We start from the raw sequence: 25402 nt of genomic DNA, 5'->3' as shown, positions 1-25402 counted from the left end.
CGATGCTGGTCGACAGCCACTGCCATCTCGACTTTCCGGATTTTTCCGAGGAGCGCGCCGCCGTCGTGCGGCGCGCACTCGAAGCCGGCGTCGGCCGCATGGTCAGCATCTCGACGCGTGTCAGGCGATTTCCGGAACTTATCAAGATCGCTGAGGAATTCGAGGCCGTCTATTGCTCGGTCGGCACCCATCCGCATAATGCCGGCGAAGAAGCCGGAATCGCTGCCGAAGAGCTCGTCAGGCTGTCCGAGCACCCCAAGGTCGTAGCGATCGGCGAAGCCGGCCTCGACTACCACTACGACAAGGCGCCGCGTGACCTGCAGGCAGAAGGGTTCCGCACCCACATCGCGGCGTCGCGCCAGACAGGTCTGCCGCTCGTCATCCATGCACGCCAGGCCGACGACGACATCGCCGCGATCCTGCGCGAGGAAACGGGGAAGGGGGCCTTCCCCTTCGTCCTGCATTGCTTCTCTTCCGGCCGCGAACTGGCAAGGACCGGCGTCGAGCTCGGCGGCTACGTGTCGTTTTCCGGCATCCTGACCTTCAAGAATTCCGAGGAGCTGTGCGGCATCGCGCGCGAGCTGCCGCGCGACCGGTTGCTGGTCGAGACGGACGCACCTTACCTCGCGCCGGTGCCGCATCGCGGCAAGCGCAACGAGCCGGCCTATGTGGTGCGGACGGCGGCCGTCCTGGCGGAAACCATTGATGCCGGCGAAGCTGAAATCGCCGAGATCACCACCGACAATTTCTTTCGTCTTTTCAGTAAGATGCCGAGGCCGGCGGAAGTGGGTCGCTAAGCCGTGTCGGCGCGACTCAGACTGACGATCCTCGGCTGCGGCTCGTCGCCGGGAACGCCGCGCATCACCGGCGACTGGGGCAATTGCGATCCGTCCAACCCCAGGAACCGGCGGACGCGGCCGGCCGCCATGGTCGAGCGCATCGCCGGGAACGGCGGCGTCACGCGCGTCGTCATCGACACCGGCCCGGATTTCCGCGAGCAGATGCTGGCCGCCCAGGTGCAGCGCCTCGATGCGGTCATCTACACGCATCCGCATGCCGACCACATCCACGGCATCGACGATCTGCGCAGCTTCGTGCTCGAACAGCGCAAGCTGATGGACATTTTTGCCGACCAGCCGACGCTGGAGCGGCTGATGCAGGCCTTCGGCTACTGCTTCGAGACGCCGCCCGGCAGTTCGTATCCGCCGATCCTCAAGGCGCATCGCATCGACCATGCGGAGACTGTCATCGTCGAGGGCGACGGCGGCGCGCTTTGCTTCGAGCCGCTGCCGCAGATCCATGGCGACATCGTTTCGCTCGGCTTCCGCATCGGCCCGGTCGCATATTGTCCGGACGTGAGCAATTTTCCGCCGAGCACGGCCGAGCGGCTCGGCGGGCTCGACCTGCTGGTGATCGACGCGCTGCAGTACCGCACGCATCCCAGCCATTTCTCGCTGGCCGAATCGCTGGAGTGGATCGGCCGGCTGGCGCCGAAGAAAGCCGTGCTGACGCACATGCACGTGCCGCTGGATTACGCAACGGTGCTGGCCGAGACGCCCGATCACGTCGAGCCGGCCTATGACGGCATGCTGCTGGAATTTCTTTTAGAATCAGACTGAAGACATGCGTTCCTCAAGTATGGGTGGCGGTTTGGACGAGGTCCAGGGCGGCTGGCGGCGGCTGTGAAAGTTCCATAATATATCTTATGCGACTTAAGCATGCGCCCGATCGAGGAGGTATGACGGCGTTGCCTTTCGCCAAGCGCGATGGCCGCCTTGACGACGTTCTCTCGTTCCTGGTGGAGAATTCGGGCGAGCAGTCAGAAGCTTCACTGCCCCTGATGAACTCGGCAAAGGTCCGTTGTTGAATCCGACCACGCCTTGTAGATTGGGCACATGGCGCTCAAACGGATGGACAATGTAGGAATTGTCGTCGATGACCTCGACGGGACGATCGATTTCTTTCGCGAGCTCGGCCTCGAGCTCGAAGGGCGGGCCACGATCGAAGGAGAATGGGCCGGACGGGTCACCGGACTGGGCGATCAGCGCGTCGAGATAGCCATGATGCGCACGCCGGACGGCCACGGCCGGCTCGAGCTCTCCCGCTTCCTCACGCCGCCTGCCGTCGAGGATCACCGCAACGCCCCGGTCAACGCTCTTGGCTACCTGCGCGTCATGTTCGCCGTGGACGACGTCGACGAGACGCTTGAAAGGCTCCGCAAGCGCGGCGCGCAGCTCGTGGGTGAAGTCGTCGAGTATAAAGACGCTTATCGGCTCTGCTACATCCGCGGACCTGGAGGGCTTCTCATCGGACTCGCTCAAGAACTGAGCTGAGCGCACTTACTGGAACGCCCGACCGGCTTGCGCAACACGGGCGCCCGCCGAAGCCGGGCAATCGGCCGGACCCCTGCCCGCTAGTCGAGCACGACCACGGCCTCGACCTCGAAGAGCATGGGGTCGATTGCCAGCTTGGGAACGGGAACCAGCGTCTGCGCCGGCAGCGCCTCGCCGAACATCTCCTTGACGTTCCGGGTCAACACCTCGAGCCTGGACATATCATGATCGACCACGAAGACCGTGAGCTTGGCGACCTGAGCCGGCCTGGCACCGAGTGCGTCGAGGGCGGCGCGCAGATTTGCGTAGGCCTGCTCGACCTGGACGGCGAAGTCGGGCGACAAGCCTCCAGTGCCATCGTGGCCGCCCTGCCCTGAGATATAGGCCAGCCGGGCTCCGCGGGGCGTGATCACCGCCGTGCTGTAGCCGTTTGGCGACGGGTCGTAGAGGTTTTGCGGATTGACGATGGTCAAGCCGCGATCATTCTCATTCGCTGTCGTCGCGATTGGAATTCCCAGGGTCATGGTGCCGAGCCCTCCGATAAGCATATGCCTGATTGAGCGTGACATGATTTTCTCTTGATGCTGCTGCCGAGCAACACGCCCGCAGCCGGCATTCATCGACCTTCGATCCGTCGGTCCCATGACAACTCGTACGTAGTACCATACGGCATGCGAGTCATCGTATGGTACGATGTACGAGTCAACCGCTCGGCATCGACATTCCTGACGTTGCCTGCCAAAATCGCAGGTATGACCAGCGGGGAAGACGAATGGCAGGCAAACGCGGCGCCCGCAGCAAACGGACGCAACGGACAAGCGGGCCGCTCCCGCCCGTACGCAGTGAACCGCCTCTCTCCCGGCAACGCATCGTCGCCACCGCGATAGAGCTGCTGGACGCTCAGGGACTCGATGGATTGACCATGCGTCGGCTGGCCGATCGCCTCGGCTCGGGTGTAATGAGCCTGTATTGGCACGTCGACAGCAAGGAGGACGTCTTTGATCTGGCGCTCGATTCAGTGCTCGAATATCGCGGATCGCCGCACATCGCCCAGCTTCACGACTGGCGCGGAGAAATCATTCACGTACTCGAGGACTGGCGCGCCAGCATGCTGCGTCATCCCTGGTCGGCGTCGCTGTTGTCACGCCGGGCACTCGGCCCGAACACCCTCGGCCGGCTGGAGCTGCTGAGCAAGGCCCTGTCCAGGGCCGGTGTAGCTGCCGCGGATATGAACGTCGCGATATGGTCGCTCTGGAACTATGTGATGGGCGCCACCATCACCCGTGCGAGCTTCGAGCTTTCGGACGAGGACAGGGCAGCCGCGCAGCTGCGCCTGGCACGTCTCAGCGAACGCTACGCGGCGATCGAACGCTCCCGGCTGCTGCTGGATGACGATTGGGATGGCACGTTCCGGAGAGGCCTGGGCTTCCTGCTGGACGGCCTCGCACCAGGACAAAATTCGAGCGCGCCATGATGACACGACTGGGATGAGACAAGGGCTGCGGCTGGGGGAACTGACCACCGAAACTGGCGCGTCAGTCCGGCAGCCCTGCCTTTCTGAAGCCATCCACAAAATGCGCGAGCGTCGCGGCATCGCGGAACGGTTCCGTGGCTGCCCAGTGGTGGGTTGAAAACTGCGGGTTGGCGACGAGGAACAGTTCCGCCTCGGCGCGCGCCGCGTCGAGCCGGCCGAGCTGCGCGAGGCTTGCCGCCAGGAAACGGCGTGAGCTCGTCCGATACGTCTCGTCGCGGCGCAGCGTCTCGACAGCCGCCTCGTAGTCGCCGGCCGCATATTGCGCCTGGCCGAGCACCAGATAGTACCAGCTTGCCGGAAACGGGTTCAGCCGGAACGCCTTGCGAACATGCTCGAGCCCCTCCCCGATCCGCCCGGCGAGCACCGTGATGTCGGACAATGCCGCCCAGGCGTCGGCTTCGTTCGGGTCGAGTTCGATCGCTCTGGCGAATTCCGTATCCGCTTCGGCGAAGTTGCGGTCATAGGCCAGCAGATAGGCCAGCACCCAGCGGCAGCCGGCATCGTCGGGATCGAGCGCCACCGCCTTGCGCGCCAGCTCCAGAGCGTCGCCGCGGGCGGCCTCGCTCGGCCCGCCGGAATGCACCCAGCCCATCCACCGGTTCATGGCAAGCCAGCGATAGGCGTCGGCATAGCCCGGATCGAGCGAGACAGCGCGCGTCAGCATCAGATGCGTTTCCCGCGCTGCCTGCGGCGTGTCGTCCATCAGCCTGCGCGCCCGCACGCAGAGGTCGTAGGCCTCGACGCTTTTCGGCCGCTTGCGCGGCGGGGGTACGGCGAGCCGGCCGAGCAGTGCCTCGACGATCCTGGCCGTCACCTCGTCCTGAACGGCAAAAATGTCGTCGAGGCCGCGGTCGAAGCGTTCCGACCATAGATGGTCGCCGCTCGCCGCCTCGACGAGTTGCGCGTTGATGCGCACGCGACCCGCGGCGCGGCGTGCACTGCCGGTGAGCAGATAACGCACGCCAAGCTCCTCGGAGATCGCCCGCACGTCCATCGCCCTGCCCTTGTAGGCGAAGGCCGAGTTGCGCGCGATGACGAACAGGCCGGCGTTCCTTGAGAGATCGGTGATCAGGTCTTCGGTCAGTCCGTCGGCGAAGGCGACTTCGCCGGGATCGTTCCCGAAAGTGTCGAAGGGCAGCACGGCGATCGACGGCTTGTTGGGCAGCGGTAAGGGATTTCGCTTCGCGCCGAGCCGTTCGACGGCGCCGAGGAAGCGATAGCCGACGCGCGGCACCGTTGAAATCCACTCGCCACCCCCCTCCCCGGCTGGGCCGAGCAGCTTCCTGAGCTGCGCGATCTGGACGGTGAGGTTGCCTTCCTCGACGGCCATGCCGGGCCAGGCCGCGTCCATCAGCTCGGCCTTGCCCAAAATTTCGCCGGGCCGACCGACGAGTGCCGCAAGCAGCTTCAGCCCGCGATGGCTCGCGGCAACGGGCACATCGTCCCGGACGAGCGTTCCCGCGTCCGGATCGAGCACGAACGGGCCAAAGGCGAAGCGCAATCCCTGCATGCGGCGTATCGTCAGAGTGTCAGATTCACAGGTTGGTCTTCTCCGTGATCCGGGTCAGGCAGCAGCCCTCCTGTCCAGGGGACCAGAGTTCAATCTCATAGTCGAAGCCCGCGGCTTCCAGGGTCGCCTCGTCAAGCGCGGAGGCGCAGTAGAGCAAGGTGATGATTTCCGCTTCGCTGCACCCGGCTTCGACCCATGCGTCCTTGATCGGGCATGCCATCATCTTCACTTCGAGGCATGTGCTGTCGAGCCGCCTGATGTCCGGGCAGAACACGGACCCGTCATCCGGGGATTTCGCAAAACCTCTTGCCATGCACTGGAAATCCCTCGGGGCGCAGTCCGCGAGCGATCTGCCGATGTGAAGTCCGTGGGCGCGGCTTGCACTGCGCATGACGTCCTTGGCCTCATCTTCGCCATAGCGGGCCTTGAGTTCGCGAAAGACCATCAGGTAGGCCGTGCCCCGGTCCTTGATGGCGTCGTACAAGAGTTTGTTGGTTGGCTTGCCGGTCATTCAAGCCTGCCGGACGATGGCGTCGATCGCGTTGACGAGAAGGTGCGCGGCGGTCAGGGCCGTCAGGCCGTCGATGTCGGCGGGCGGATAGAGTTCGACAAGGTCGAAGCCGGCGATGTTCGCTCGCCGGCCGAGGCCCGCGATCAGGTCGATGGCCTGCGTGTAGGTGAGGCCGCCGGGCGTGCGCGCCGCCACGCCAGGCATGATGCCGGGGTCGAGGCCGTCGCAGTCGAGGGTGACGACCACCCGCGCGCCTTCCGGAATATGCCGCAGGGCGGCTTCGGCGCCCCTGGCATGAACCTCCCGGGCGGTGACGAAGCGGCTGCCGAAGTGCCGCGCCGCTTCGATTTCGGTGAGGCGCGCGCTGCCGACGCTGCGCAGGCCGACCTGCACGATGCCGGCGACATGCGGCATCTCGCTCGCCCGCCGCATCGGGCTCGAATAGCCGTAGCGTTCGCCATGCACCTCGTCGCGCCAGTCGATATGGGCGTCGATCTGCAGGATCCAGACCGGTCCGTGATCCGCAAAGCCGGCAAGGAAGGGAATGACCACGGAATCGTCGCCGCCGAGCAGGATCGGCACGGCGGGCAGCGCCAGCACCTCGCGGGTCTTTGCCTCGATGCGGGCCCGGTTGCCGGCGTTGTCATGCATGGTGGTCGCAATGTCGCCGGCGTCGACGCAGCAGATCGGCCCATCGCCGAACAGCGGACCGCCCAGATCGAAATCCCAGTGCCCGACGAGCGCCGCATCATCCTGGCTGGCAGCACGAATGGCGTTCGCGGCCAACGCATGGCCGCTGCTGTCCTTGCCCGGGTAGGTACTGCCGTGACCGGCCCCAAAAATTACCGCGCGCGGCACGCCCCCTTCGGCGAGGCGGTCGGGAAAGCCGAGAAAGGAAGGCAAAGCGGTCATTTTCTCGATGGTTTCGGTTGCGATTTTGCCGATTTCGGTGCGCGAGACTAGCCCGTTTGCAAGTTTTTGGAACTATTTGGGTGAGCTTAATTACGACGCTGCGCACATCCCGCAGAATTCAACCTCTTAGGATCGAGGGCCTCAGCCCTCAAACCACAAGAGGTTGCCATGGGCGGTACCCCTTCCCTGCATCGGACAGCGTGGCATGACGCGCCTGTCGGGTCGGCTGATGTCTCGTGTCGGCACGACGGACTGGCGGCCCTGCGAGGCATCATCGCGATCTGGGACGGACGGATACGCTTGCGCTGGAAGCTCGCGCAGATGTCGAGGGACGATCCCCGTTTGATCGACGACATCGGCCTGACGAGACGGCAGGTCGAGGCGGAGATCGCCAAGCGCTTCTGGCAAGCATAAGGCGGCCCCGCATGACCGCCGAAGGCACGATATCATCGCGCGAGGATCGCATCCCGTTGGCTGCGATGGCGGGCCTCATCGCGACCGTCACGTTGGGCGCCGTGGCGGCGGGGCTGACCTATCCGCTGCTCAGTTTCATCCTCGAGCGCCAGGGCACCGCGCCCGGCCTGATCGGCTTGTCGGCGGCGATGATGCCGCTGGGCTTCATCGTGTCCGCCTATCTGACACCGGCACTGACGCGGCGCCTGGGGGCGGCCCGGCTTGCAATCGCGTGTTCCCTCCTGGCGGCTGCCACATTGATCGCGATTGGCTGGACGCAGGACGTCTGGGCCTGGATGCCGCTGCGTTTCCTGCTCGGCTTCTTCAGCAAGCCGCCTTACGTGATCAGTGAAACCTGGCTGATCGCGATCACGCCGGCATCGCGCCGGGGCCGCATCATCGGGCTTTATTCGGCGATCGTTTCGGGCGGCTTCGCCATCGGCCCGCTGTCGCTCGGCCTGGTCGGCACCGAGGGCTGGCCGCCCTTCATCGTCGCCATCATAGCTCTGCTTCTCTGCGGCCTGATCGTGCTTGCGGTCGTTCCGCTCCTGCCCGAGATGCCGCACGACGGCGAGACGACTTCGGTCGGCGGCTTCTTCGCACTGGCGCCGCTGCTGTTGTTCGCGGTTTTCGCCGCGGCCGCTTTCGAGCAGACCCTGATTTCGCTGTTCGCGGTCTATGGCGCAGCACTCGGCAGCTCCGAAAGCCGCATCGCTGCGCTGATCGGCTGCTTCATAGCGGGCGATGCCGCGCTGCAGATATTGCTCGGGCGCATGGCCGACCGGTTCGGCTCTGCGCGGATCATGCTGTTCTGCGTGCTCGCCTCGCTGGCCGGCTGCTTTGTTCTGTCGCCGACCTTCGGCTCGTGGCTTGTCTGGCCGCTCGTCTTCGCCTGGGGCGGGGTTTCGTTCGGCATTTACACCATGACGCTGATCCAGCTCGGCGAGCGTTTCACGGGGCAAGCCCTGATCGCCGGCAATGCGGCCTTCGCATTCGTGTGGGGTGTCGGCGGCATCGTGGGATCGCCCGTCACGGGACTGGCGATGCAACTCATAGGACATCAGGGGCTGCCATTGTGCCTCGGCCTGCTGTGCGGGGCTCTGGCGGTGTTTCTGATGTCGGAGAAACGGTGCGTGTGATCCATGCCCCATCGACAATATGCCGAGGCACGGCGGAAACAAACACGCGCTCCGCGCGTTCGCAATCGGCGAACGGGCAGCAACGGGGAACCACGGAAAGGACTTTTTATGCCCGCCCTCCCCGGTCAACTCGGAAGCTGTTGGTCGTCGACCGCCGCGGCGACCCGTTATCCCCGCCTCGAGGGATCGATGCATGCTGACACCGTCGTCGTCGGAGGGGGCATAGTCGGCCTGACCACGGCACTACGCCTTTGCGAGCAAGGCCGTTCGGTCATCCTGCTGGAGGCGCTCAAGATCGGTGGACAGGTGACGGGCCGCTCGACGGCGAAGATCACGACGCAGCACGCCCTGATCTATCGATACCTTATGGAGACCCTCGGCCGCGAAGCAGCAAAAACCTATGCCGAGGCCAACGGCGCCGGCGCCTCCTGCATCAGGAATTGGATCGACGGCTATGGCATCTCGTGCGACTTCGAGGTCAAGACCGCCTATGCCTACACACATCAGTCGATGCGCCGGCACGAGATAGCGGCCGAAGCCGGGGCCGCGCGCGAGTTGGGGCTGAATGCGGAAATGCTCGGCCGCGCTCCCCTGCCCTTCGCCACCGCGGCAGCTCTGGCGTTTCCCGATCAGGCGCAGTTCAACCCGGCGCGCTATCTGGTCGGTCTCGCCGGGGCTGTCGCCGGCCGCGGGGGGCAGATTTTCGAGAACAGCCGGGCCAGGCTGATCGATGAGGCGAGCCGCTGGCGTGTCGTGACCGACGGTGGCACGGTGCATGCCGAACATGTGATCGTGGCCACGAACCTGCCCGTGAAGAGCCCGGTCGGCATGGCGAACCGGACGCAGCCGCGCAGTCATGTCGCGATGGCGTTCCGTACCGACGATCCAGTCATGGTCGACGGCATGTTCATCGGCATCGACGAGCCGACGCGGTCCATGCGGATGGGCCGCGACGCCGAAGGGCCGCTGCTCATCGTGCTCGGCCCGAAATTCGATACGGGGCAAGACGGTGACGTAGCGCGCCGCTTCGTCGAAGTCGAACTGTGGGTCAGGCAGCACTTTCCCGTCGGCGAGACGGCTTGGCGTTGGTGCAACGAGGACTACGACACGGCCGACCGGGTACCTTTCGCGGGAACGCCTGATCCCGAAAAGGCACCGGGCTTCCACATCGCCACCGGCTTCAACGGCTGGGGCATCAGCAACGGAACGGCAGCCGGCATGCTGATCGCAGACCTTGTCGCGGACAAGGCGAACTCCTGGAAAAACCTCTATAATCCGACGCGGCCTTTTCCGAAGGATTTTCACCGGAACGGCGAAAGCCAGTCGATCGTCGCCAGCGCCGAGGACATCGCGCCCGGCGGAGCAGGCGTCCTCCTGCGAGGCGACGAGAAGATCGCCGCCTGGCGTGACGAGGACGGCAGGCTGCATGCGACTTCGGCGACCTGTACCCACAAGGGCTGCACCGTCACATGGAACAATGCGGAGCGCACCTGGGACTGTCCATGTCATGGTTCCATCTTCGCGGCGGACGGATCGGTGATCCATGGGCCGGCGAGAAAACCGCTTCCACCGGCTCAACTGTAGCGAGCCGTCACTCCGGCGCAGTCGCCGGGGCTTCGCCAATTTCCTGCCTTCACGAAGAAATCGGGACGTCGGATCTCCCGAGATGTTCCCGTTCCTTTTCTTCCCCCGAGTTGTGGCGAGTGCGCTATGTATCTCTTCCGTAACTGTTAAGTATCGTTTTTGAAACAGTGGAAAACTATGCGCTATAATGCCGAAACAAAGCTCCTTTATTAATGATCATATCGATTATTTTGACAAAGGACTTGGGAAATGTCGATTCTCGACGATATAGGCCATTTCGGTACCGCGTTGCGCGCAGCACGCCGCAACAGGCGGACCTTTCGTGAGATCAACGCGCTGCCGCCGGAGCTCCAGAAAGACATAGGCTGGCCGATGGTGAATGACTCGCCGGCCGATCTGGGGGCTGTCAACTCGCTCTGGCGTACGATGCGCTGATCGCGGGACGCCGGGCCGCGCTTCGCGTCAAAACCTGCCGGTCTCCCGAAACACCTCGAAGGTGGCGCGGATATGGTCGGCGACAGCCTTCACCGGCGCGCTGGCGTCCGGCGCGACGATCATGGCAAGGCTGTAATTGCCGATCTCCGGCATGCCGTCCTTGGGCGTGAGCTCGACCATGTCGCTGCCGAGGAAGGATCTCGGCAGCGGCGCCACGGCGAGGTCGGCCTGGATGGCGGCGCGCTGTCCGGCCGTGTGCGCGCTCATATAGGCGACGCGATAGTTGCGGCCCTCACGGCCGAGCGCCTCGAGAGCCCCTGCCCGCCAGACGCAGCCCTCCTCCCACAGCGACACCGGCAAGGGCTCGCGCATATGGGCGCAGCCGCCCTTGGAGCCGGCCCAGACGATCGGCTCGGTGAGCAGCACCTCTGCGCCGATCGCGCTGGTCTTATAGGAGTTGGTGAGCAGCGTAATGTCGAGCGCGCGGTCGTCCATGCGCCGGCGCAGGTTGATCGACTGGTCGATGGTGACGTCCACCGCGATCGACGGGTGCGACTGGGCGAAACGCTTCAGCACGTGCGGCAGCACGCGCTCGCCATAGTCGTCCGGTGAGCCGAGCCGGACCACCCCGATAATATCCGGCACGATGAATTTAGACACCGCCTCGCGGTTAATGGCGAGCAGCCGCCGCGCGTAGCCGAGCAGCATCTCGCCGTCCGTGGTCAGCGATACCGAGCGGGCGTCGCGGGTGAACACCGAGCGGCCGAGAATGTCCTCCAGCTTCTTGATCTGCATGGAGACTGCCGACGGCGTGCGGAATACGGCGGTCGCGGCGACGGTGAAGCTGCCGGTCTCGGCGATCGCCACGAAGGTGCGCAGCACATCGAGGTCGAGCAGCGGCAGCGGATGATTGAGCGGCGCGTTCATCGGTGTCGTTCCATTCAAAAAATCTGATCGGAGCAATCACTTCATTTCGTTTGATTGAACCGTAGAAGAGAGCGATAGTCAACATCGTGGACGGCGACAATCTTGTCATCCTGACAATCGCCGCCAATGCGAAGACCGAAATCGAAGTCGAACGGATCGCGGACCGACCGGCCCGCGTCAGCGACCCGGCTTGTCCGGGTCAACCGAAGGAGGACGTCATGTCTGTCATTTCTGCTCTCGGTCGCATCGCCGCGGAATATCAGGCGGCCCGCAACCGCTATCTCACCGAGCGCCAGGTTCATGCCCTGCCTTACGAGATCCAGAAGGATATCGGCTGGCCGGACCTGTACCAGCGCCGGCCGTCGCATCTGCCGCTCGGCACATGGGCGGGGGACGCCGACCGTGTGCACTGAGCCGTGAGCCCCGCCGCCGAAGCGCGACGGCGGGGCCTGTCTCTACCCTGCCCGATTTCCGCGCAGCCATGCTTGCCGTGCATGCCGCATCCCGGGCAAACACATGGCTGGACCGAAACAACGGCAACAGGTTGATTTTCTTGTTCTTTGCCGATCTGGTCGATGTCGTTCCCGCGCGGGCATGTCGTTTTTCAAGCGGAGCACTTCGCTTTCCCTGCTTCGACAACAACAAACAATGCCTATATCCGCGCCAGCAAACGAGATGCCCCACTCCTAACAGACCTAGCGAAGGCACCCCGTGTAACTCGACTGCATGGAGCCGTGTCATGACGTTCTTCTCCCGCCTGTTCTCGCGCAATCGCGACGTCAACCTGACCACCGCCCTGGAGCGCCAGCGGCTCGACCGCACCATGCCCGGCCAGTCGGGCGCGCTTGCCGCTGCCCGCCTCGGCTTCCTGGTCCGCTAAAGCCGTAGCGCCGTTCTTCTCCTCCCGCGTTTTCGGGAGGAAGAAGCTGGGCGTGCCGCTGAAGGCGGCGAACGCGGCAAGCGGCCTGGCGCGGCACCGTCCCTTGCCCACGCGATACGTGCCTTCCTAGGCGGCGCGCCGGATCATGGGATGTCGCAAATTTTGCTGTCACGCAGCGTGCGCATCCATTGACAGTCAAGGGTTTTCCTGATGACGCTGTGCTGATCGCGACATCGGCGTCGCGTCGTCAGGCTCGCGCGAGGAACCCTTGAACGCCGTCAAACATCCGATCAAACGATCGCTTGTCTTCTTCCTGGTCCCCGATTTCACCATGATTGCGTTCGCGACGGCGCTGGAGCCGTTGCGTTCGGCCAACCGCATGCTCGGCTATGACGCCTATCGCTGGCGGCTGGCGAGCTACGACGGCAGGCCGGTGCATGCCTCGAACGGGGTCGAATGCGCGGTCAATACGTCGCTTGATGAGGAGCGGCGCAAGATGGCCGGACCGGATCGGCCGTCCATGGTGGTGGTGTGCAGCGGCATCAATGTCGAGAGCTATTCCAACCGGTCGGCCTTCGCCTGGCTGCGAGAGGAGTACAATCGCGGCGTGGCGATCGGCGGACTGTGCACCGGCGCGCATATTCTGGCCGCCGCCGGGCTGCTGGCGGGCAAACGCTGCGCCATCCATTGGGAAAACCTGCCGGGGTTTTCGGAAGCCTTCCCCAAGGCGAATGTCTTCGCCGACCTGTTCGAGGTGGACCAGAACATCTATACCTGCGCCGGCGGCACCGCGGCGCTCGACATGATGCTCAAGCTGATCGGCGACGACTTCGACGACAACCTAGTCAACCGCGTCTGCGAGCAAGTCCTCACCGACCGCGTGCGCAGCCCGACCGACCGGCAGCGACTACCGCTGCGTGCCCGCCTCGGCGTGCAGAACTCAAAAGTTCTCTCCATCATCGAACTGATGGAGGCGAACCTGTCCGAGCCGCTGTCGCTGATCGAGATCGCCGACCATGTCGGCCTGTCGCGACGCCAGATCGAGCGGCTGTTCCGCACCGAGATGGGCCGTTCGCCGGCACGTTACTATCTGGAGATCCGGCTCGACCGGGCCCGTCACCTGCTGCTGCAGTCGTCGCTGCCGGTGGTCGAGGTCGCCGTCGCCTGCGGTTTCGTCTCAGCCTCGCATTTCTCCAAATGCTACCGCGAGCTCTATTCGCGCTCGCCGCAGCAGGAGCGCGTCGACCGCAAGCAGTTGATCGCGGCGTAGCGGCGCCTACGTTCACCAAGCGGAAAGCCAAAGACCTGTATCCGTGGACGTCCTGCCACGGAGATAGCGATGACGGGCATTGCGTTTGTCGGCACAGGCTTCGTCGCCGACTATTACATGACGACGCTGGTCAACCATCCCGGGCTGCGGCTGGCGGGCGTGTTCGACCGCGCGCCGGCTGAGCTGCGGCGCTTTGCCTCCTTCTACAAGGTATCCGCCTATCCGTCGCTGGACGCGCTGCTCGACGATCCGGCGGTGGAGATCGTCGCCAACCTCACCAATCCGGAAAGCCACTATGAAGTCTCAAGGCGTGCGCTGGAGAAAGGAAAGCATGTCTATTCGGAGAAGCCGCTGGCCATGCGCCGCGACGAGGCGGAACGACTGGTGCGCTTGGCCGCGCAAAAGGGCCTGAGCGTCGCCGCAGCCCCGGCCAACGGGCTGAGCGCCGCCCATGCGGCCGTCGCCAGCGCGATCGCCGCGGGCGAGATCGGAACGCCGCGCCTCGCCTATGCCGAGATGGAGGACGGCGCGGTGTTTCGCGACAAATGGCAGAGCTGGCGGTCGCGCTCCGGCGCCAAATGGCCGGGCCTGCACGAGTTCGAGATCGGCTGTACGCTGGAGCATGCCGGCTATGCGCTCACCTGGCTGGTCTCGCTGCTCGGCCCGGTCGCAAGCCTCACCGCCTTCTCCACCCTCGCCTTTGCCGACAAGGGCGTCGGCACGCAAGGCCACGCCATGGGGCCGGATTTTTCCGTGGGCTGCCTGCGCTTCGCGTCGGGCGCCGCCGCCCGGCTGACCTGCGGCCTGGCAGCGCCACGCGACCGCTCGCTCACCATCCTCGGCGACGGCGGCACGATCTTGGTGCGCGACCTGTGGGACCATCATTCGCCGGTCTATCTGGAAAAGGCCGGCGCGCCGCGCAGCCTCGCCGACAAGGTGCTCGGCCGCATCGAACGCCGGCTGGCGACCGCCCTACCCCTGAAGCCGCGGCCGGGAAAGCGGCTCAGCCTTCCCCTTGAGGCGCGGCGGCCTGTTCTACCTGCATTCCCGTCGCAGATCGATTTCTGCCGCGGCATCGCCGCCCAGGCGGAGGCGGTCGCGCGCGGCGGCGCGCCGTTCTTCTCCGGCGACGTGGCGCTGCACATCACCGAGCTCGCGCTGGCGCTTTCTGGGGCCGGCGAGAGGGCGCAGCCCTACGAGGTCCGATCGAGCTTCACGCCGGCTGCGGCGGCTGGCCGAGCACCGTCTCGATGATCTCCAGCACGGCGACGCTGTCGCCGAGCGGCATCCGGGGAGACTGCCGCTCGCCGCGCCCCATGGCATCGATCGCCGCGGCGGTTTCGAACTGAAGACCGTGGCCGGGGAAGCGGAAATTTTTCACCTGACGACCTGGTAGCGGCAGCCGCGACAGGATCCTTGCCGCCGGTCCGGATGTCGCCCCGCGCGCGCCAACCAGCGGCCAGTCGCAAATCGTCTGGCCAAAGAGCGTCACCTGCTGCGCCTTCAGGAACGGCGCCTCGATGCGGATCGCGCCGCGACTGCCGAGGATCGTGAAGGTGTTACGGCCATCGCGGTCGAAGCAGCAGGAAAGCATCGCCGTGACGCCAGCGAAGGAAAGCTGGAAATCGGTCCTGCGGTCGACACCGGTTCCTGCCGCCCACCAGCGGCCGGACGTTTTTTCAGGGCGGCCGAACAGATCGAGTGCCAGCGACAGCGGGTAGACTCCAAGGTCGAGCGCCGCGCCGCCTCCCATGGCAGGGTCGAAGAAGCGCCCGCCCTTTTCTTCCTTGCGGTAAGCAAGTTCGGCTTCGACATGCCGGACTTCGCCAATCGCGCCGGCTGCAAGCATGCCTCGCACCGCCTCCACCGCCGGCAGGAAGCGCGTCCACAGGGCCTCCATCGCGAACCGATCCGCGTGGGCCGCCGCTTCAACGACGCGTGCCGCGTCGCGGCTCGACGTCGCCAGCGGCTTTTCGACCAGCACCGGCTTGCCCGCCGCCAGCGCTTCCCGCGTCTGACCCGCATGCAAGTGATTGGGCGTCGCGATGTAGATCGCGTCGATAGTCTCGTCGGCCAGCAGCTCGGGCAATGTGGCGCAGTATCTTCGGATACCGGCTGCCGCCATGAATGCCTGCGCCGACTCCTCGCTGCGCGAGCACACCGCTCCTATCCGCGCCCCGGCGACATGCGCCAGATCGGCAGCGAACTGGTGCGCGATCGTACCCGCGCCGACGACGCCCCAAGTAACGGGGCGGGCCGCGACCGTCGCCGCCTTGTAAATGTCCTGATCCTGCATGGCGAACAGCATAAGGCTGTGCGCCTAAGAGAGGATTGACGGGATGAGCAGGTTTTTGGGTCGTGCGTCAGCGGTGCATCGAAGCACTTACCGCGATTCCCACAGATAGGAGCGGTCGCGCCACATCTTCTCGCCGACCTGGCAATCATAGCCCTTGGTCTCCTGCGCAAGCACGACCGGCAACGCATCGTCTTCGTGCACCGGCCTATTGTCGGCCAGCTCCAGCACCAGCTTGCGCCGGATGGCTTCCGGGAACTGCGACCAGTCGTTGACCGGAATCATGAAGGCGCCGGGGCCGCCGATGACGCAGTCGGTATAGTAGCGGTCGAGATCCTTCACGTCGTAGACGCTGGTGAAGCCGCCATTGGTCATCAGCGGCAGGCCGTTGATGACGATGCCCTGCTCGAGGACACGGTCGCGGACCAGATCCACCGGCGCGCCCTGGTTGTTCGGTCCGTCACCGGAGATGTCGATCACCCGCTTCATGCCGCGGAAATGGCTCTCCGCGAAAAGGTCGGCGCCGAACTCGAGCGCTCCGGAGATCGAGGTGCGCCGGGCGCTGTTCGGCGGATTGGCGGAAAGCTGCGCCACCACCCGCTCGGCGTCGGCGCGCGACGCGATCACCGTCCATGGCACGATCAGGTGCTGTGTGGTCGAGCCGGCCCATTCGAAATAGGTCACGGCGATCTTGCCGTAGGCGCCGTCGGCGATCGCCTGCAGAACCTCGTCGTCGGTCAGCGCGGTCGCATAGCCGCGGCGCTGGATCTCCAGTTCCTGCGGTGACATGGAAAGCGAAACGTCGACCGCCAGAACCAGCTCGACATCGACGGCTTCCTGGGATTGTGCGACCTCGAAGGGCAGCAGGCCGAAGGCCAAAGCGACGGCTGCGAAGTAATGTCCGGTGCGCGAGGAACGAGACATTTTGGAAAGGTGGCCCGAATCGGCCGGTTTGAAAAGAAAGCGTCGGAAAAGCCCCGGCGCTTTCCCTTCACAATTTCGCGACCGGGGTGTGCTGCCCGTGCCGATTAGCTTCGCGGCTTGAGATTCTCCGGATCGTAAAGCGGCTTGTAGCCCACGCCCGCCACCTCGACCGGAAACGCCTCGCCAAAATACTCGACCGTCAGCTTGCGACCTTCCTGGCACCAGGCCCACGGAAGATAGGCGAGCGCGATGTTCTTGCCGATGGTCGGACCGTAGGCGACCGAGGTGGTGAAGGAACGGCGGCCAAGCTCGTCGACCAGCGTCTCGCCGGTTCCGGGGTCGAGCACCGGCATGCTGCCGACGGGATAGCGCGGCACGCCTTTCGAATCGCGATTGTCGGTCATCACCAGCGTGCACAGCATCGCCGGCTGATTTTTCCGCGCGCGATGCTCCAGATGCTTCTGCTTGCCGCGGAAGTCCGCCTCCTTGACCTTCGGGCGTTGCAGATCCGACTCGATCAGGTTGTATTCGGTCAAGAGATCGGCGTTCTGCAGGCGCAGGCTCTTCTCCATGCGGCGCGAGTTGGCATAGGTCTCGACGCCGAAGGCCATGACGCCGGTCGAGCGCAGCGCATCCCATACAGCCAGGCCGTTCTCGTAGCGCATGTGCAGTTCCCAGCCCTGCTCGCCGACATAGGAGATGCGGAAGGCGGTGACGTCCTTGCCGGCGATCTTCATCGGCTTGATCGCCGCGAACGGGAAATTTTCCGGCAGAAGTCCAGCGGGATCTTCCACCACTTTCTGCAGCGTCGCCCGCGCGTTCGGTCCCCAGATGCCGATCGTCACGAACTTTTCCGAAACATCGGTGACCGTCACGTCGAACCCTTTGTCCTCGGCGACGCGTTTCACATAGTGGAAATCGCGCGGGCCGGCGTCGGCGCCGTCGACCACGCGGCAGCGGTCTGCCATGCGGATAACGGTGAGATCGGCGCGCACCATGCCCTCGTCGTCGAGGAAATGCGTATAGATGCCTTTTCCGATATTGGCATCGCCACCAATCTTTGCCGCGCACAGCCATTCCATCAGTTCGACGTGATCAGGGCCTTCGACGTCGAACATGTAGAAATGCGACAGGTTGACGATGCCGCAGTCCTCGCTCATGGCGAGATGCTCGGCATTCGACACGCGCCAGAAGTGTCTGGCGTCCCATTCGTTCTCGCGCACCGGCACGCGGTTGCCGTATTTTTCCAGGAGATGCTCGTTGGCCGCATAGCCATGGGCACGCTCCCAGCCGCCGAGCTCCATGAAATAGCCGCCAAGCTCCTTCTCGCGCTCGTAGAAGGGCGAGCGCTTGACGTTGCGCCCGGTCGCATAGGGCTCGCGCGGATGGACGGCGGGATTGTAGATCTTCTGCGCCGCCTCGCCGCAACGTCCCTCGACGAATTTCTCGTCCATCTGGTGGGGATAGAAGCGGGAGTAATCGATCCTGGCGTGATCGATGGAGGTGCGGCCGTCCGTCATCCAGTCGGCGACGAGCTTGCCGAAGCCGGGACCGTCCTTCACCCAGATGGCCACGGCATACCACAGCCCCCTCACCGTCTGGCTCTCGCCGACAGACGGACCACCGTCCGCCGTCACCTGCAGCAGGCCGTTGAAGGAGCGCCGCTCGTCATAACCGAGCTCGGCAAGGATCGGGGTCAGCTCGATGGCGCGCTCCAGCGGCTCCAGAATCTGCTCCATGTCGAGGTCGCGCTGTGAGGGAGACAGCCGTGCCTGGTCCTTTTCCAGCAGGTCGCGCGGATGGCAGAGCCGCGGATTGGTCTCCTCGTAATACCCCCATTCGATCATGCCGCCTTCCGACGTGGTCGGGTCGCCGGTGTCGCGCATATAGGCGGAATTGCCCTGGTCGCGCAGCAGTGGATAGCCGATGTCCTTGCCGGTGCCGGCGAACTCGGTATAGGGGCCGAAGAAGGTGAGCGGATGGTCGACCGGCATGACCGGCAGGTCCTCGCCGGCCATCTCGGCGATCAGCCTGCCCCACAGGCCGGCGCAGACGACGACATGGTCGGCATGGATGGTGCCGCGGTCGGTGACGACGCCCCTGATGCGCCCGTTCTCGATGACGAGCGACTTCGCGGGCGTATTGGCGAAAGCCTTGAGCTTGCCGGACTTTTCGCCCCTGTCGACCAGCTTGCCGGCGACGGTCTGGCTGCGCGGGATGACGAGGCCCGCATCGGGATCCCAGAGACCGCCCTGCACCATCGACTCCTCGATCAGCGGGAATTTTTCCTTGATCTCGGCCGGGTCGATCAGCCGCGCGCGCGTCCCGAACGCCTTGCCGGACGAGACCTTGCGCCGGATCTCCTCCATGCGGGCGTCGTCGCCGACACGCGCCACTTCCAAGCCGCCTATGCGGTCGTAATGGCCGAGCTTGTCGTAGAAATCGATGGAATAGAGCGATGTCCAGCAGGACAGGAAGTCATGGCTGGTCATGTAGCAGAAGTCGGAGGCATGCGCGGTCGAGCCGATGTCTGTCGGGATGCCCGACTTGTCGATGCCGACGATGTCGTCCCAGCCGCGCTCGATGAGGTGATGCGCCACCGAGGCGCCCACGATGCCGCCCAGGCCGATGATGACGACCCTCGCCTTAGTCGGAAACTCTGCCATTGCCCGTGCTCCGAGATGTTCTGCAGGCAGACTTATAGGGCCGTGCGGCGCCAAGCGCGCAGCCTGTTTGCGACATTGCTCCGAAGCGGCGCGACTTGGGTGCCGCATCTTGCCGCTACGCGGTCTCGGCGAGCGGCATCAGCGTTTTCGTATTCTCGGCACCGGCCTTCAACTTGAAATATACGGCAATTTGCCGTATTTACGCCGATAATGGAGGCATACGACATGGGTGAGTCCACTATGGAGATGGCGCGGCTCGAGGCGCGCATTCCCGTCGAAACCTATCAGCAGATGCAGCGCGCCGCCAAGCTGCGCGGCATGACGCTGACGGGCTATCTTCTGGCGACCGCCGGGGAGGACGCGCGGCGCGTGATCGAAGAAGCCGAGATCATGCGGCTGAGCCGCGAGGACCAGATCAGGTTCGCCGAAGCCTTGATCACCCCCCCGAAACCCACCGCCAAGTTGGTGCGCGCGGCTGAACGTCATGCCAAGCTCTTCAGGAACCGATGAGCCGCAGTTCCTTATCGAGTCTCTGGGGAAGGAGCATGATCGTTCGCGGTTCGCCTGCGGCAACGAGCGCATCGACGCCTATTTTCGCCAGGCCGTTTCGCAAGACATAAAGCGCCAATACGCCACATGCTTTGTAGCCCGCCCGGCAGATAGCAGCAGGGTGGCCGCCTTTTACACGCTCTCGGCCAGCTCCGTACCGGTCACCGAGGTGCCGGAGCCGCTTGCTCGGAAATTGCCGCGCTATCCGACAGTTCCCGCTATCTTGATTGGCTGGCTGGCCCGCGATCTTGACTATTCCGGGTTCGGCCTTGGGGAAGCGATGCTGTTCGACGCCATACGAACGGTCGCGAGCGCACCCATCGGTGCGCATGCGGTGTTCGCCGATGCGATTGACGATCGCGCGAGTGCCTTTTACCGGTCATATGGGTTCACGCCGCTCACTTCACGGTCTGCGACGTTTTATCTGCCGCTTGCCGCCGCCAAGACGTTGGTGCGATGACCTCTGGCGAGCTCATCGCCATTCACGCAAACGCCCAGACATCCTCGGCATAGAGGCCGACCTTGTAACCGGCGGTCTTCAGCTTGACGACCACCTGGCCGATCTCGTCGGCTGGCAGCGCCCCGACCTCGACCTTGACCATGCCCGGCCGGTAACGCTTGAGATCGAGCTGCTCGAACACCATCCAGTCGGCGCCCTCGCAGTCGACCAGGAAGGCGTCGATGTGCTCGACCCGGTTGCGGTCGAGCACATCCTGCAGCGTATCGCCCGGTACGTCGATGTCCTTGAGATAGGGCGCGAATTTCTCGAAGTTGCCGTCCGCCTCGCCCCAGGCGTTCTTGCCCGACATCAGGTTGGTGTCGGTGATGGAGGAGCAGCCGACGAACTCGATCGGCAACCGACCGTCCTCGAGGGCGGCGGCGTCGAACGTCTTCACCCGGATCGCGCCCTTGGTCCTGGTCACCGCCACGGGCTCGATGACGAAGCGCTGGGCGTCCGGATAGTTGGCGCGCAGCCGCTGCTGGTTGTACGGAATGGGCTCCACCAGGACGGCCCGCGATCCGGGAATGCGGTTCAGCCATGGCGTCACGTCGTCGAACAGGACGCCGTCGCATGCGCCGACATTGACCATCTGGAACGGACGGCTGTTTCCGAAGCGGGCTCCGAGCGCGGCCTGGGCGAGGAAGCGCGTCCCGCGCAGCGGCGCGCCGCGGTCCAGAATCCCGACGGGGACGGCGAAGGCCGCCATCATGCGCAGGAATTCCAGGAAGATCGAGACTTCGCCGCCGTCCATGACTATGTCCTTATGCGTGCCGTATCGAAACGCGGCTTCCAGATCGCCACCAGCAGGACCGCCATGCCGATGATGAAGACATGGTAGAAGCGGTCGTCGGGCAGCGGGAAGCTCGCGAATTTTCCGAGCGCGCCGATCGCCAGAGCGAACAGCATGCCGTTCTGTCGGCTGGTGATCGCCCTGCCGAAGCGGTTGAGCAGCGCCCAGCCGGCCGTGAACAGGGCCAGTAGTGCCGGCCAGTCGCTATGCACCAGCGAGACCACGACGCCGCGCGCATAGCCCTTTGCCATCGCCGCCAACGACAAGTCCGGATGGAAGCCGATCATCGACTTCTGGATCTGCACGCAGGAGAAGTAAAAATGCGCCCACCATCCCGGATGCCCGCCATATCTGGAGATCAGCGCGCAGGCGGCGAAGCTCGCCACGAAGGTCGCCAGCAGCGGCAGGATGCGCCAGCCGAACACCACGGCGGTGACGAGCATCGCAAAGATCAGGATGATGTTGTCCGGGCGGACGAAGACGCTGGCGAACAGCAGCACGCAGGCGAGCGTGTCGCGTCCCCGCACGAAAGCATAGATGGCGGCCAGCGACACCAGTGACAGCAGCATGTCCGGCACCACCGCCGTGGTCATCTGCGCCTGGTCGGCCAGCATCAGCAGCGGCGCCAGCACGAAGGCGCCCTGCAGTGCGTTCTCGCGTGCCAGCCAGTAGAGCGCCAGCGCGCCGACCAGCAGCGACGGGATCACCGAAAGCAGGATGGAGGCATTGGCCAGCCCGACCACCGGCTCCATCAGCCGCATCAGCCAGATGTAGCCGACCTTCACCCGGTACATGGAGAGCTGCGACTGGAAGTCGGCCGGGTTCTCCCACTGGTGCTTGTTGTACGGGTTGCCGTACTGGATCTCGTAGAGCTGCGATTCCCGCGCGCCCTCCGAGATGACCGCCCAGGTCGCGGCATGCAGCTCGGCCGGATCCTGGTAGCGGTCCTCCAGCGCGGTCGCCACATAGGCGACCATGTCCCAGTTGTAGTCCGGCTTGATCACCCCGTAGAGGGCGATGGCCACGCAGACGCAGGCGAAGAAGGCGACCGCCAGCCGGTCGAGCAGCGTCCTGTTCTCCGCAACCTGGGCGAGGTTTTTGCCAAGCCCTGTGTCCAGCGCCCAGATGATCGGCGCCCGCTCGCTCTTTATCATTGCCCCCTGCCTCCCCTGCCCGACGGTTTCTCCCCCGCCTCAGTTCATCTGGCTCTTCACGAAATCCTTGACGATCGAAACGATGCCGCGCGACAGCAGGCTGTCCAGCGCCTCGACGAAGCGGTCGACATGCTCCCTGCCGCAGATGAGCGGCGGCTCCAGGCGGATGACGTTGCGGTTGTATTCGGTGAAGGCAACCAGCACGTCGTAGTCGCGCAGCAGCAGCGACCCGACGAAACCCGACAGCGAGCCCTTCAGCTTGTCGTCAAGCACGCTCACCACCGGCCGCAGCACCATCGGCAGCGTCTGCGAGAAGTCGTGGAACTCCAGGCCGATCATGAAACCCTTGCCGCGCACGTCCTTGATGATCTTGGGGTGCTTGGCCTGCACGGCCTTGAGCCGTTCCAGCAGATAGGCGCCTGTATCGGCGGAATTGTCGATCAGGTGTTCGTCATAGAGCACGTTGAGGCCTTCGATGGCGGTGACGCAGGCCTCGCCAATGCCGCCGAAGGTCGCCATGGCATGGATCATCGCCGTCTTCGGCGTGCCGTAGGCCTTCATGTAGACGTCGCGCCGCGCGATCATGGCGCCCACCGCCGCCTTGCCAGCGCCCAGCGACTTCGCCAGCGCGGTGACATCCGGCACTACGCCATAGTGCTCGAAAGCGTAGAAGCGGCCGGTCCGGCCATAGCCGCACTGCACCTCGTCGGCGACCCACAACACGCCGTACCGATCGCAAAGCGCGCGGAGCTTCTGCCAGAATTCCGCCGGCGCCTGTATGATGCCGCCGCCGCCCTGGACCGTCTCCAGCACGATAACACCGATCTCCGGATCGCTGCGGAACGCCCGCTCGATCGCATCGATGTCGCCGAAGGGCACGCGCACGGTGTTGTCGGCCATCTTGAACTCGGCGCGGTAGAGCGAGCCGTCGGTGATGGCCAGCACGCCCTTGGTCTTGCCGTGGAAGGAGTTCTCCGCATAGACAATCTTCGGGCGCTTCGGCCCGGCGGCGCGCTCGGCGACCTTCACCGCCGCCTCCATCGCCTCGGAGCCGGAGGAGCCGAGGAAGACCATGTCGAGATCGCCCGGCGAGCACTGGGCGATGTTGTAGGCTAACGCCGTCGCATATTGCGACATGAAGGCGATGGCGATCTCCTGCCGCTTCTCCTCCTGGAATTTCTTGCGCGCCTCGAGGATGCGGGGATGGTTGTGGCCGAAAGCGAGCGAGCCGAAGCCGCCGAAGAAATCGAGGATCTTCCGGCCGTTCTGGTCGACGTAATACATGCCCTCGGCGCGCTCGATCTTAATCTTGTGGAAGCCGAGCAGCTTCATGAAATGCAGCTGGCCGGGATTGAGGTGGGCCTTGAACAGGTCGGTCAGCCGGGCGACGTCCATCGCCTTGGCCTGCTCGACCGTCATCAGCGCCGGCTTGGGGATGCCGCCGGGCACCAGTGCCGGGGCTGCGATAGTCGGGCGGGCTGCCGTGTCCGGCTTGGTCATGACGTTCATGAAGGAAACTCCTATTCGGCCGGGACGTGGGTTGCGGCGGGCGCGCGGCCCTCTTTCTTGGCGCGATATTCCGTGTAGGCGGCGATCAGCATGTCCTCGTCGCGGAACTGGGGCACCCAGCCGAGCTGGCGCTCGCCCTTGGAGACGTCGAGCACGCATTCCTCGTCGGCGATCAGATACTGCTCGGGGTCCATGATCGGCATGTTCACAAGGTCGAGCAGGTCGAGCGTGCGCTTCACCGCCCAGCCCGGCGTCGGGACCAGGATCGACTTCGAGCCGGCATGGCGGATGAGGTCGCCCAGCAGCTTGCGCACCGGCGGCGGGTTGAGCGAGCCGAGGTTGTAGGCTTCGTTGGGCACGCCCGCCTTGAAAGCGGCGCGGGCGGCCTCGGCGCAGTCGAACACCGAGATGAACTGGTAGGGGTTCTTGCCCGATCCGATCATCGGGACGGGAAGATTGAAATCGATCAGCTTGAACAGCTTTTCGAGGATGCCGAGCCGGCCGGGGCCGATAATCAGGCGGGGCCGGAACAGCGAGATCGACATGCCCTTCCCGCGCCACACGGCGGCGAGCTTCTCGGTCTCCCATTTCGACATGCCGTACTCGCCGAGCGGCGCGACCGGATGCTCCTCCGTCATCGGATAGGTGACGGTGTGGCCGTAGATCATGTCGGTGGTGAAGTGCACCAGTTTTGGCGCGCCGGCCTTGTCCATGGCGCGGATGATGTTCTCCGTGCCGTGGTAGTTGACCGGGTAGAAGAAGTCGTGGCGCTTGGCCCGCACCTGGATCGGCGACAGCATCTTGGCCGACAAGTTGTAGACCATGTCGTCGGCCTTCATGCCGACGGCGGCGACCGACGCCGGGTCGGTGACGTCGCAATGGACGAAGGACGCGTGGCGATAGTGCGAAAGATCGCTCTTGACGATGTCGGCGACGACGACCTCGTGGCCGTCGGCGAGGAGCTTGGGGGCGAGGTGGCGGCCGACGAAGCCGTCGCCGCCGAAGATGACGTGTCTCATTTTGAGATCTCACTGGTTTTCAAAGGAGCAGCAGCAAGCTTCGTGCCATCCTCATGGCCGGAACGGTCGCTCTGGGCGATGAGCACCGTGCCGACGCAGATGAGGGCGATACCGGCGATGCGCCAGGCGTTCAGGTCCTCGCGGAAGACGAAATAGGCGAACACCGCAACCGCGACATAGGCGAGGCTGAGGAAGGGATAGGCGAAGGAAAGCTCGACCTTCGACAGCACGTAGAGATGGGAGGCCATCGAGATGACGAAGATGCACAGCCCGAGGAAGACCCACGGGCTGAAGACGATCTGCAGGACCTTGATGGCCGGGTTGACGCCCTCGAAAGAGAGCGGCCCAAGGCTCATCATGCCATGCTTCAGCATCAATTGAGCGGCGGCATTGGTCAGCACGGTGAAAAGGATGAAAGGCAGGAATTTCATGTCGTTCGCTCTCTTTGTTCGATCCCTACCAGAGACCTGGAAACATCCCGTGAAATCAGTCGCGGCATTCGACTAGA

The 25402-nt window shown here is 64.6% G+C and carries 27 protein-coding genes; 14 read left to right on the top strand and 13 right to left on the bottom strand.

Annotated features, from left to right (window positions below):
• Positions 1-2: 2 nt before the first annotated feature.
• From C7I84_RS12260 to C7I84_RS12250, 3 genes are all read left to right on the top strand, one after another.
• Positions 3-797, top strand: a complete 795-nt coding sequence (locus tag C7I84_RS12260) for a TatD family hydrolase (RefSeq protein WP_106772477.1) — start codon at positions 3-5, stop codon at positions 795-797.
• Between the two features lie 3 nt (positions 798-800).
• The gene (locus C7I84_RS12255; RefSeq protein WP_106772476.1) at positions 801-1619 is read left to right on the top strand and encodes an MBL fold metallo-hydrolase; all 819 of its coding nucleotides are present in this window, start codon (positions 801-803) and stop codon (positions 1617-1619) included.
• 276 nt (positions 1620-1895) lie between these two features.
• Complete coding sequence (locus tag C7I84_RS12250) at positions 1896-2333, top strand: VOC family protein (protein WP_106772475.1); 438 nt, start codon at positions 1896-1898, stop codon at positions 2331-2333.
• A gap of 80 nt (positions 2334-2413) precedes the next feature.
• On the opposite strand, the gene C7I84_RS12245 is transcribed toward C7I84_RS12250, so the two are convergent.
• Positions 2414-2902 carry a RidA family protein gene (locus C7I84_RS12245; RefSeq protein ID WP_106772474.1) on the bottom strand — a complete coding sequence of 163 codons (489 nt, stop codon included), beginning with the start codon at positions 2900-2902 and terminating at the stop codon, positions 2414-2416.
• 203 nt (positions 2903-3105) lie between these two features.
• Between C7I84_RS12245 and C7I84_RS12240 the strand changes: the two genes are divergently transcribed.
• Positions 3106-3807: a TetR/AcrR family transcriptional regulator gene (locus tag C7I84_RS12240; protein WP_106772473.1), complete on the top strand. Its 702-nt coding sequence runs from the start codon at positions 3106-3108 to the stop codon at positions 3805-3807.
• Between the two features lie 61 nt (positions 3808-3868).
• Here C7I84_RS12240 and C7I84_RS12235 read toward each other — a convergent pair whose 3' ends face one another.
• Genes C7I84_RS12235 through C7I84_RS12225 form a run of 3 tightly spaced genes read right to left on the bottom strand, consistent with a single transcriptional unit; the run spans position 3869 to position 6800 of the window.
• A complete protein-coding gene (locus C7I84_RS12235) occupies positions 3869-5377 on the bottom strand; it encodes a winged helix-turn-helix domain-containing tetratricopeptide repeat protein (protein WP_106772472.1) in 1509 nt (502 codons plus the stop codon).
• 25 nt (positions 5378-5402) lie between these two features.
• Positions 5403-5888, bottom strand: a complete 486-nt coding sequence (locus C7I84_RS12230) for an L-2-amino-thiazoline-4-carboxylic acid hydrolase (RefSeq protein ID WP_106772471.1) — start codon at positions 5886-5888, stop codon at positions 5403-5405.
• Positions 5889-6800 carry an agmatinase gene (locus C7I84_RS12225; protein ID WP_106772470.1) on the bottom strand — a complete coding sequence of 304 codons (912 nt, stop codon included), beginning with the start codon at positions 6798-6800 and terminating at the stop codon, positions 5889-5891.
• Between the two features lie 168 nt (positions 6801-6968).
• Here C7I84_RS12225 and C7I84_RS12220 point away from each other — a divergent pair, with 168 nt between their 5' ends.
• The 4 genes from C7I84_RS12220 to C7I84_RS12205 all read left to right on the top strand — a co-directional run bounded on the left by C7I84_RS12220 (position 6969) and on the right by C7I84_RS12205 (position 10411).
• Positions 6969-7214: a DUF1127 domain-containing protein gene (locus tag C7I84_RS12220; protein ID WP_106772469.1), complete on the top strand. Its 246-nt coding sequence runs from the start codon at positions 6969-6971 to the stop codon at positions 7212-7214.
• An 11-nt stretch (positions 7215-7225) separates the two neighbouring features.
• Complete coding sequence (locus tag C7I84_RS12215) at positions 7226-8392, top strand: MFS transporter (protein WP_106772468.1); 1167 nt, start codon at positions 7226-7228, stop codon at positions 8390-8392.
• 108 nt (positions 8393-8500) lie between these two features.
• Positions 8501-9976, top strand: coding sequence for an FAD-dependent oxidoreductase (locus C7I84_RS12210; protein ID WP_106772467.1), 1476 nt, complete (start codon positions 8501-8503; stop codon positions 9974-9976).
• Positions 9977-10225: 249 nt separating this feature from the next.
• Positions 10226-10411 carry a DUF1127 domain-containing protein gene (locus C7I84_RS12205; RefSeq protein ID WP_106772466.1) on the top strand — a complete coding sequence of 62 codons (186 nt, stop codon included), beginning with the start codon at positions 10226-10228 and terminating at the stop codon, positions 10409-10411.
• 27 nt (positions 10412-10438) lie between these two features.
• On the opposite strand, the gene C7I84_RS12200 is transcribed toward C7I84_RS12205, so the two are convergent.
• Entirely contained in the window at positions 10439-11338 is a 900-nt protein-coding gene (locus tag C7I84_RS12200; RefSeq protein WP_106772465.1) for a LysR substrate-binding domain-containing protein, read from the bottom strand.
• An 86-nt stretch (positions 11339-11424) separates the two neighbouring features.
• Here C7I84_RS12200 and C7I84_RS31030 point away from each other — a divergent pair, with 86 nt between their 5' ends.
• The 4 genes from C7I84_RS31030 to C7I84_RS12185 all read left to right on the top strand — a co-directional run bounded on the left by C7I84_RS31030 (position 11425) and on the right by C7I84_RS12185 (position 14742).
• On the top strand, positions 11425-11751 hold the full coding sequence (locus tag C7I84_RS31030) for a hypothetical protein (RefSeq protein ID WP_425351331.1): 327 nt from the start codon (positions 11425-11427) through the stop codon (positions 11749-11751).
• Positions 11752-12077: 326 nt separating this feature from the next.
• Positions 12078-12218, top strand: a complete 141-nt coding sequence (locus C7I84_RS30015; protein ID WP_165816054.1) for a hypothetical protein — start codon at positions 12078-12080, stop codon at positions 12216-12218.
• Positions 12219-12549: 331 nt separating this feature from the next.
• On the top strand, positions 12550-13488 hold the full coding sequence (locus tag C7I84_RS12190) for a GlxA family transcriptional regulator (RefSeq protein ID WP_425351335.1): 939 nt from the start codon (positions 12550-12552) through the stop codon (positions 13486-13488).
• A gap of 69 nt (positions 13489-13557) precedes the next feature.
• Positions 13558-14742 carry a Gfo/Idh/MocA family protein gene (locus C7I84_RS12185; protein ID WP_106772463.1) on the top strand — a complete coding sequence of 395 codons (1185 nt, stop codon included), beginning with the start codon at positions 13558-13560 and terminating at the stop codon, positions 14740-14742.
• On the opposite strand, the gene C7I84_RS12180 is transcribed toward C7I84_RS12185, so the two are convergent.
• The 3 genes from C7I84_RS12180 to C7I84_RS12170 all read right to left on the bottom strand — a co-directional run bounded on the left by C7I84_RS12180 (position 14702) and on the right by C7I84_RS12170 (position 19371).
• Positions 14702-15796, bottom strand: a complete 1095-nt coding sequence (locus C7I84_RS12180) for a Gfo/Idh/MocA family protein (RefSeq protein ID WP_245428414.1) — start codon at positions 15794-15796, stop codon at positions 14702-14704. The genes C7I84_RS12185 and C7I84_RS12180 overlap by 41 nt on opposite strands.
• A gap of 75 nt (positions 15797-15871) precedes the next feature.
• Positions 15872-16705, bottom strand: coding sequence for a DUF1194 domain-containing protein (locus tag C7I84_RS12175; protein WP_106772462.1), 834 nt, complete (start codon positions 16703-16705; stop codon positions 15872-15874).
• 104 nt (positions 16706-16809) lie between these two features.
• Entirely contained in the window at positions 16810-19371 is a 2562-nt protein-coding gene (locus C7I84_RS12170; protein WP_106772461.1) for a GcvT family protein, read from the bottom strand.
• A gap of 246 nt (positions 19372-19617) precedes the next feature.
• On the opposite strand from C7I84_RS12170, the gene C7I84_RS12165 reads away from it, so the two are divergent.
• Both C7I84_RS12165 and C7I84_RS12160 read left to right on the top strand, forming a co-directional pair.
• Positions 19618-19881, top strand: coding sequence for a type II toxin-antitoxin system TacA family antitoxin (locus C7I84_RS12165; RefSeq protein WP_245428413.1), 264 nt, complete (start codon positions 19618-19620; stop codon positions 19879-19881).
• Complete coding sequence (locus tag C7I84_RS12160; RefSeq protein WP_106772460.1) at positions 19856-20380, top strand: GNAT family N-acetyltransferase; 525 nt, start codon at positions 19856-19858, stop codon at positions 20378-20380. The genes C7I84_RS12165 and C7I84_RS12160 overlap by 26 nt, the downstream gene beginning before the upstream one ends.
• Positions 20381-20402: 22 nt before the next feature.
• Here the strand turns inward: C7I84_RS12160 and C7I84_RS12155 are convergent, their stop codons facing one another.
• From C7I84_RS12155 to C7I84_RS12135, 5 genes are read right to left on the bottom strand one after another with little or no spacing between them, the layout of a single operon-like run.
• Positions 20403-21131 (bottom strand): FkbM family methyltransferase, encoded by a 729-nt coding sequence (locus C7I84_RS12155; RefSeq protein WP_106772551.1) that lies wholly within the window; start codon positions 21129-21131, stop codon positions 20403-20405.
• A gap of 44 nt (positions 21132-21175) precedes the next feature.
• Positions 21176-22366 carry a hypothetical protein gene (locus C7I84_RS12150; RefSeq protein WP_106772459.1) on the bottom strand — a complete coding sequence of 397 codons (1191 nt, stop codon included), beginning with the start codon at positions 22364-22366 and terminating at the stop codon, positions 21176-21178.
• A 39-nt stretch (positions 22367-22405) separates the two neighbouring features.
• The gene (locus C7I84_RS12145; protein WP_425351334.1) at positions 22406-23866 is read right to left on the bottom strand and encodes an aspartate aminotransferase family protein; all 1461 of its coding nucleotides are present in this window, start codon (positions 23864-23866) and stop codon (positions 22406-22408) included.
• A 20-nt stretch (positions 23867-23886) separates the two neighbouring features.
• Complete coding sequence (locus tag C7I84_RS12140; protein WP_106772457.1) at positions 23887-24894, bottom strand: NAD-dependent epimerase/dehydratase family protein; 1008 nt, start codon at positions 24892-24894, stop codon at positions 23887-23889.
• Entirely contained in the window at positions 24891-25325 is a 435-nt protein-coding gene (locus C7I84_RS12135; RefSeq protein WP_106772456.1) for an EamA family transporter, read from the bottom strand. Before C7I84_RS12135 ends, C7I84_RS12140 begins: the two co-directional genes overlap by 4 nt.
• Between the last annotated feature and the right edge of the window lie 77 nt (positions 25326-25402).

It is taken from the genome of Kumtagia ephedrae, assembly GCF_003012745.1.
Lineage (GTDB): Bacteria > Pseudomonadota > Alphaproteobacteria > Rhizobiales > Rhizobiaceae > Kumtagia > Kumtagia ephedrae.
The sequence above is the reverse complement of the archived record's forward strand: the minus strand, read 5'-3'. Positions and strand labels throughout refer to the sequence as shown.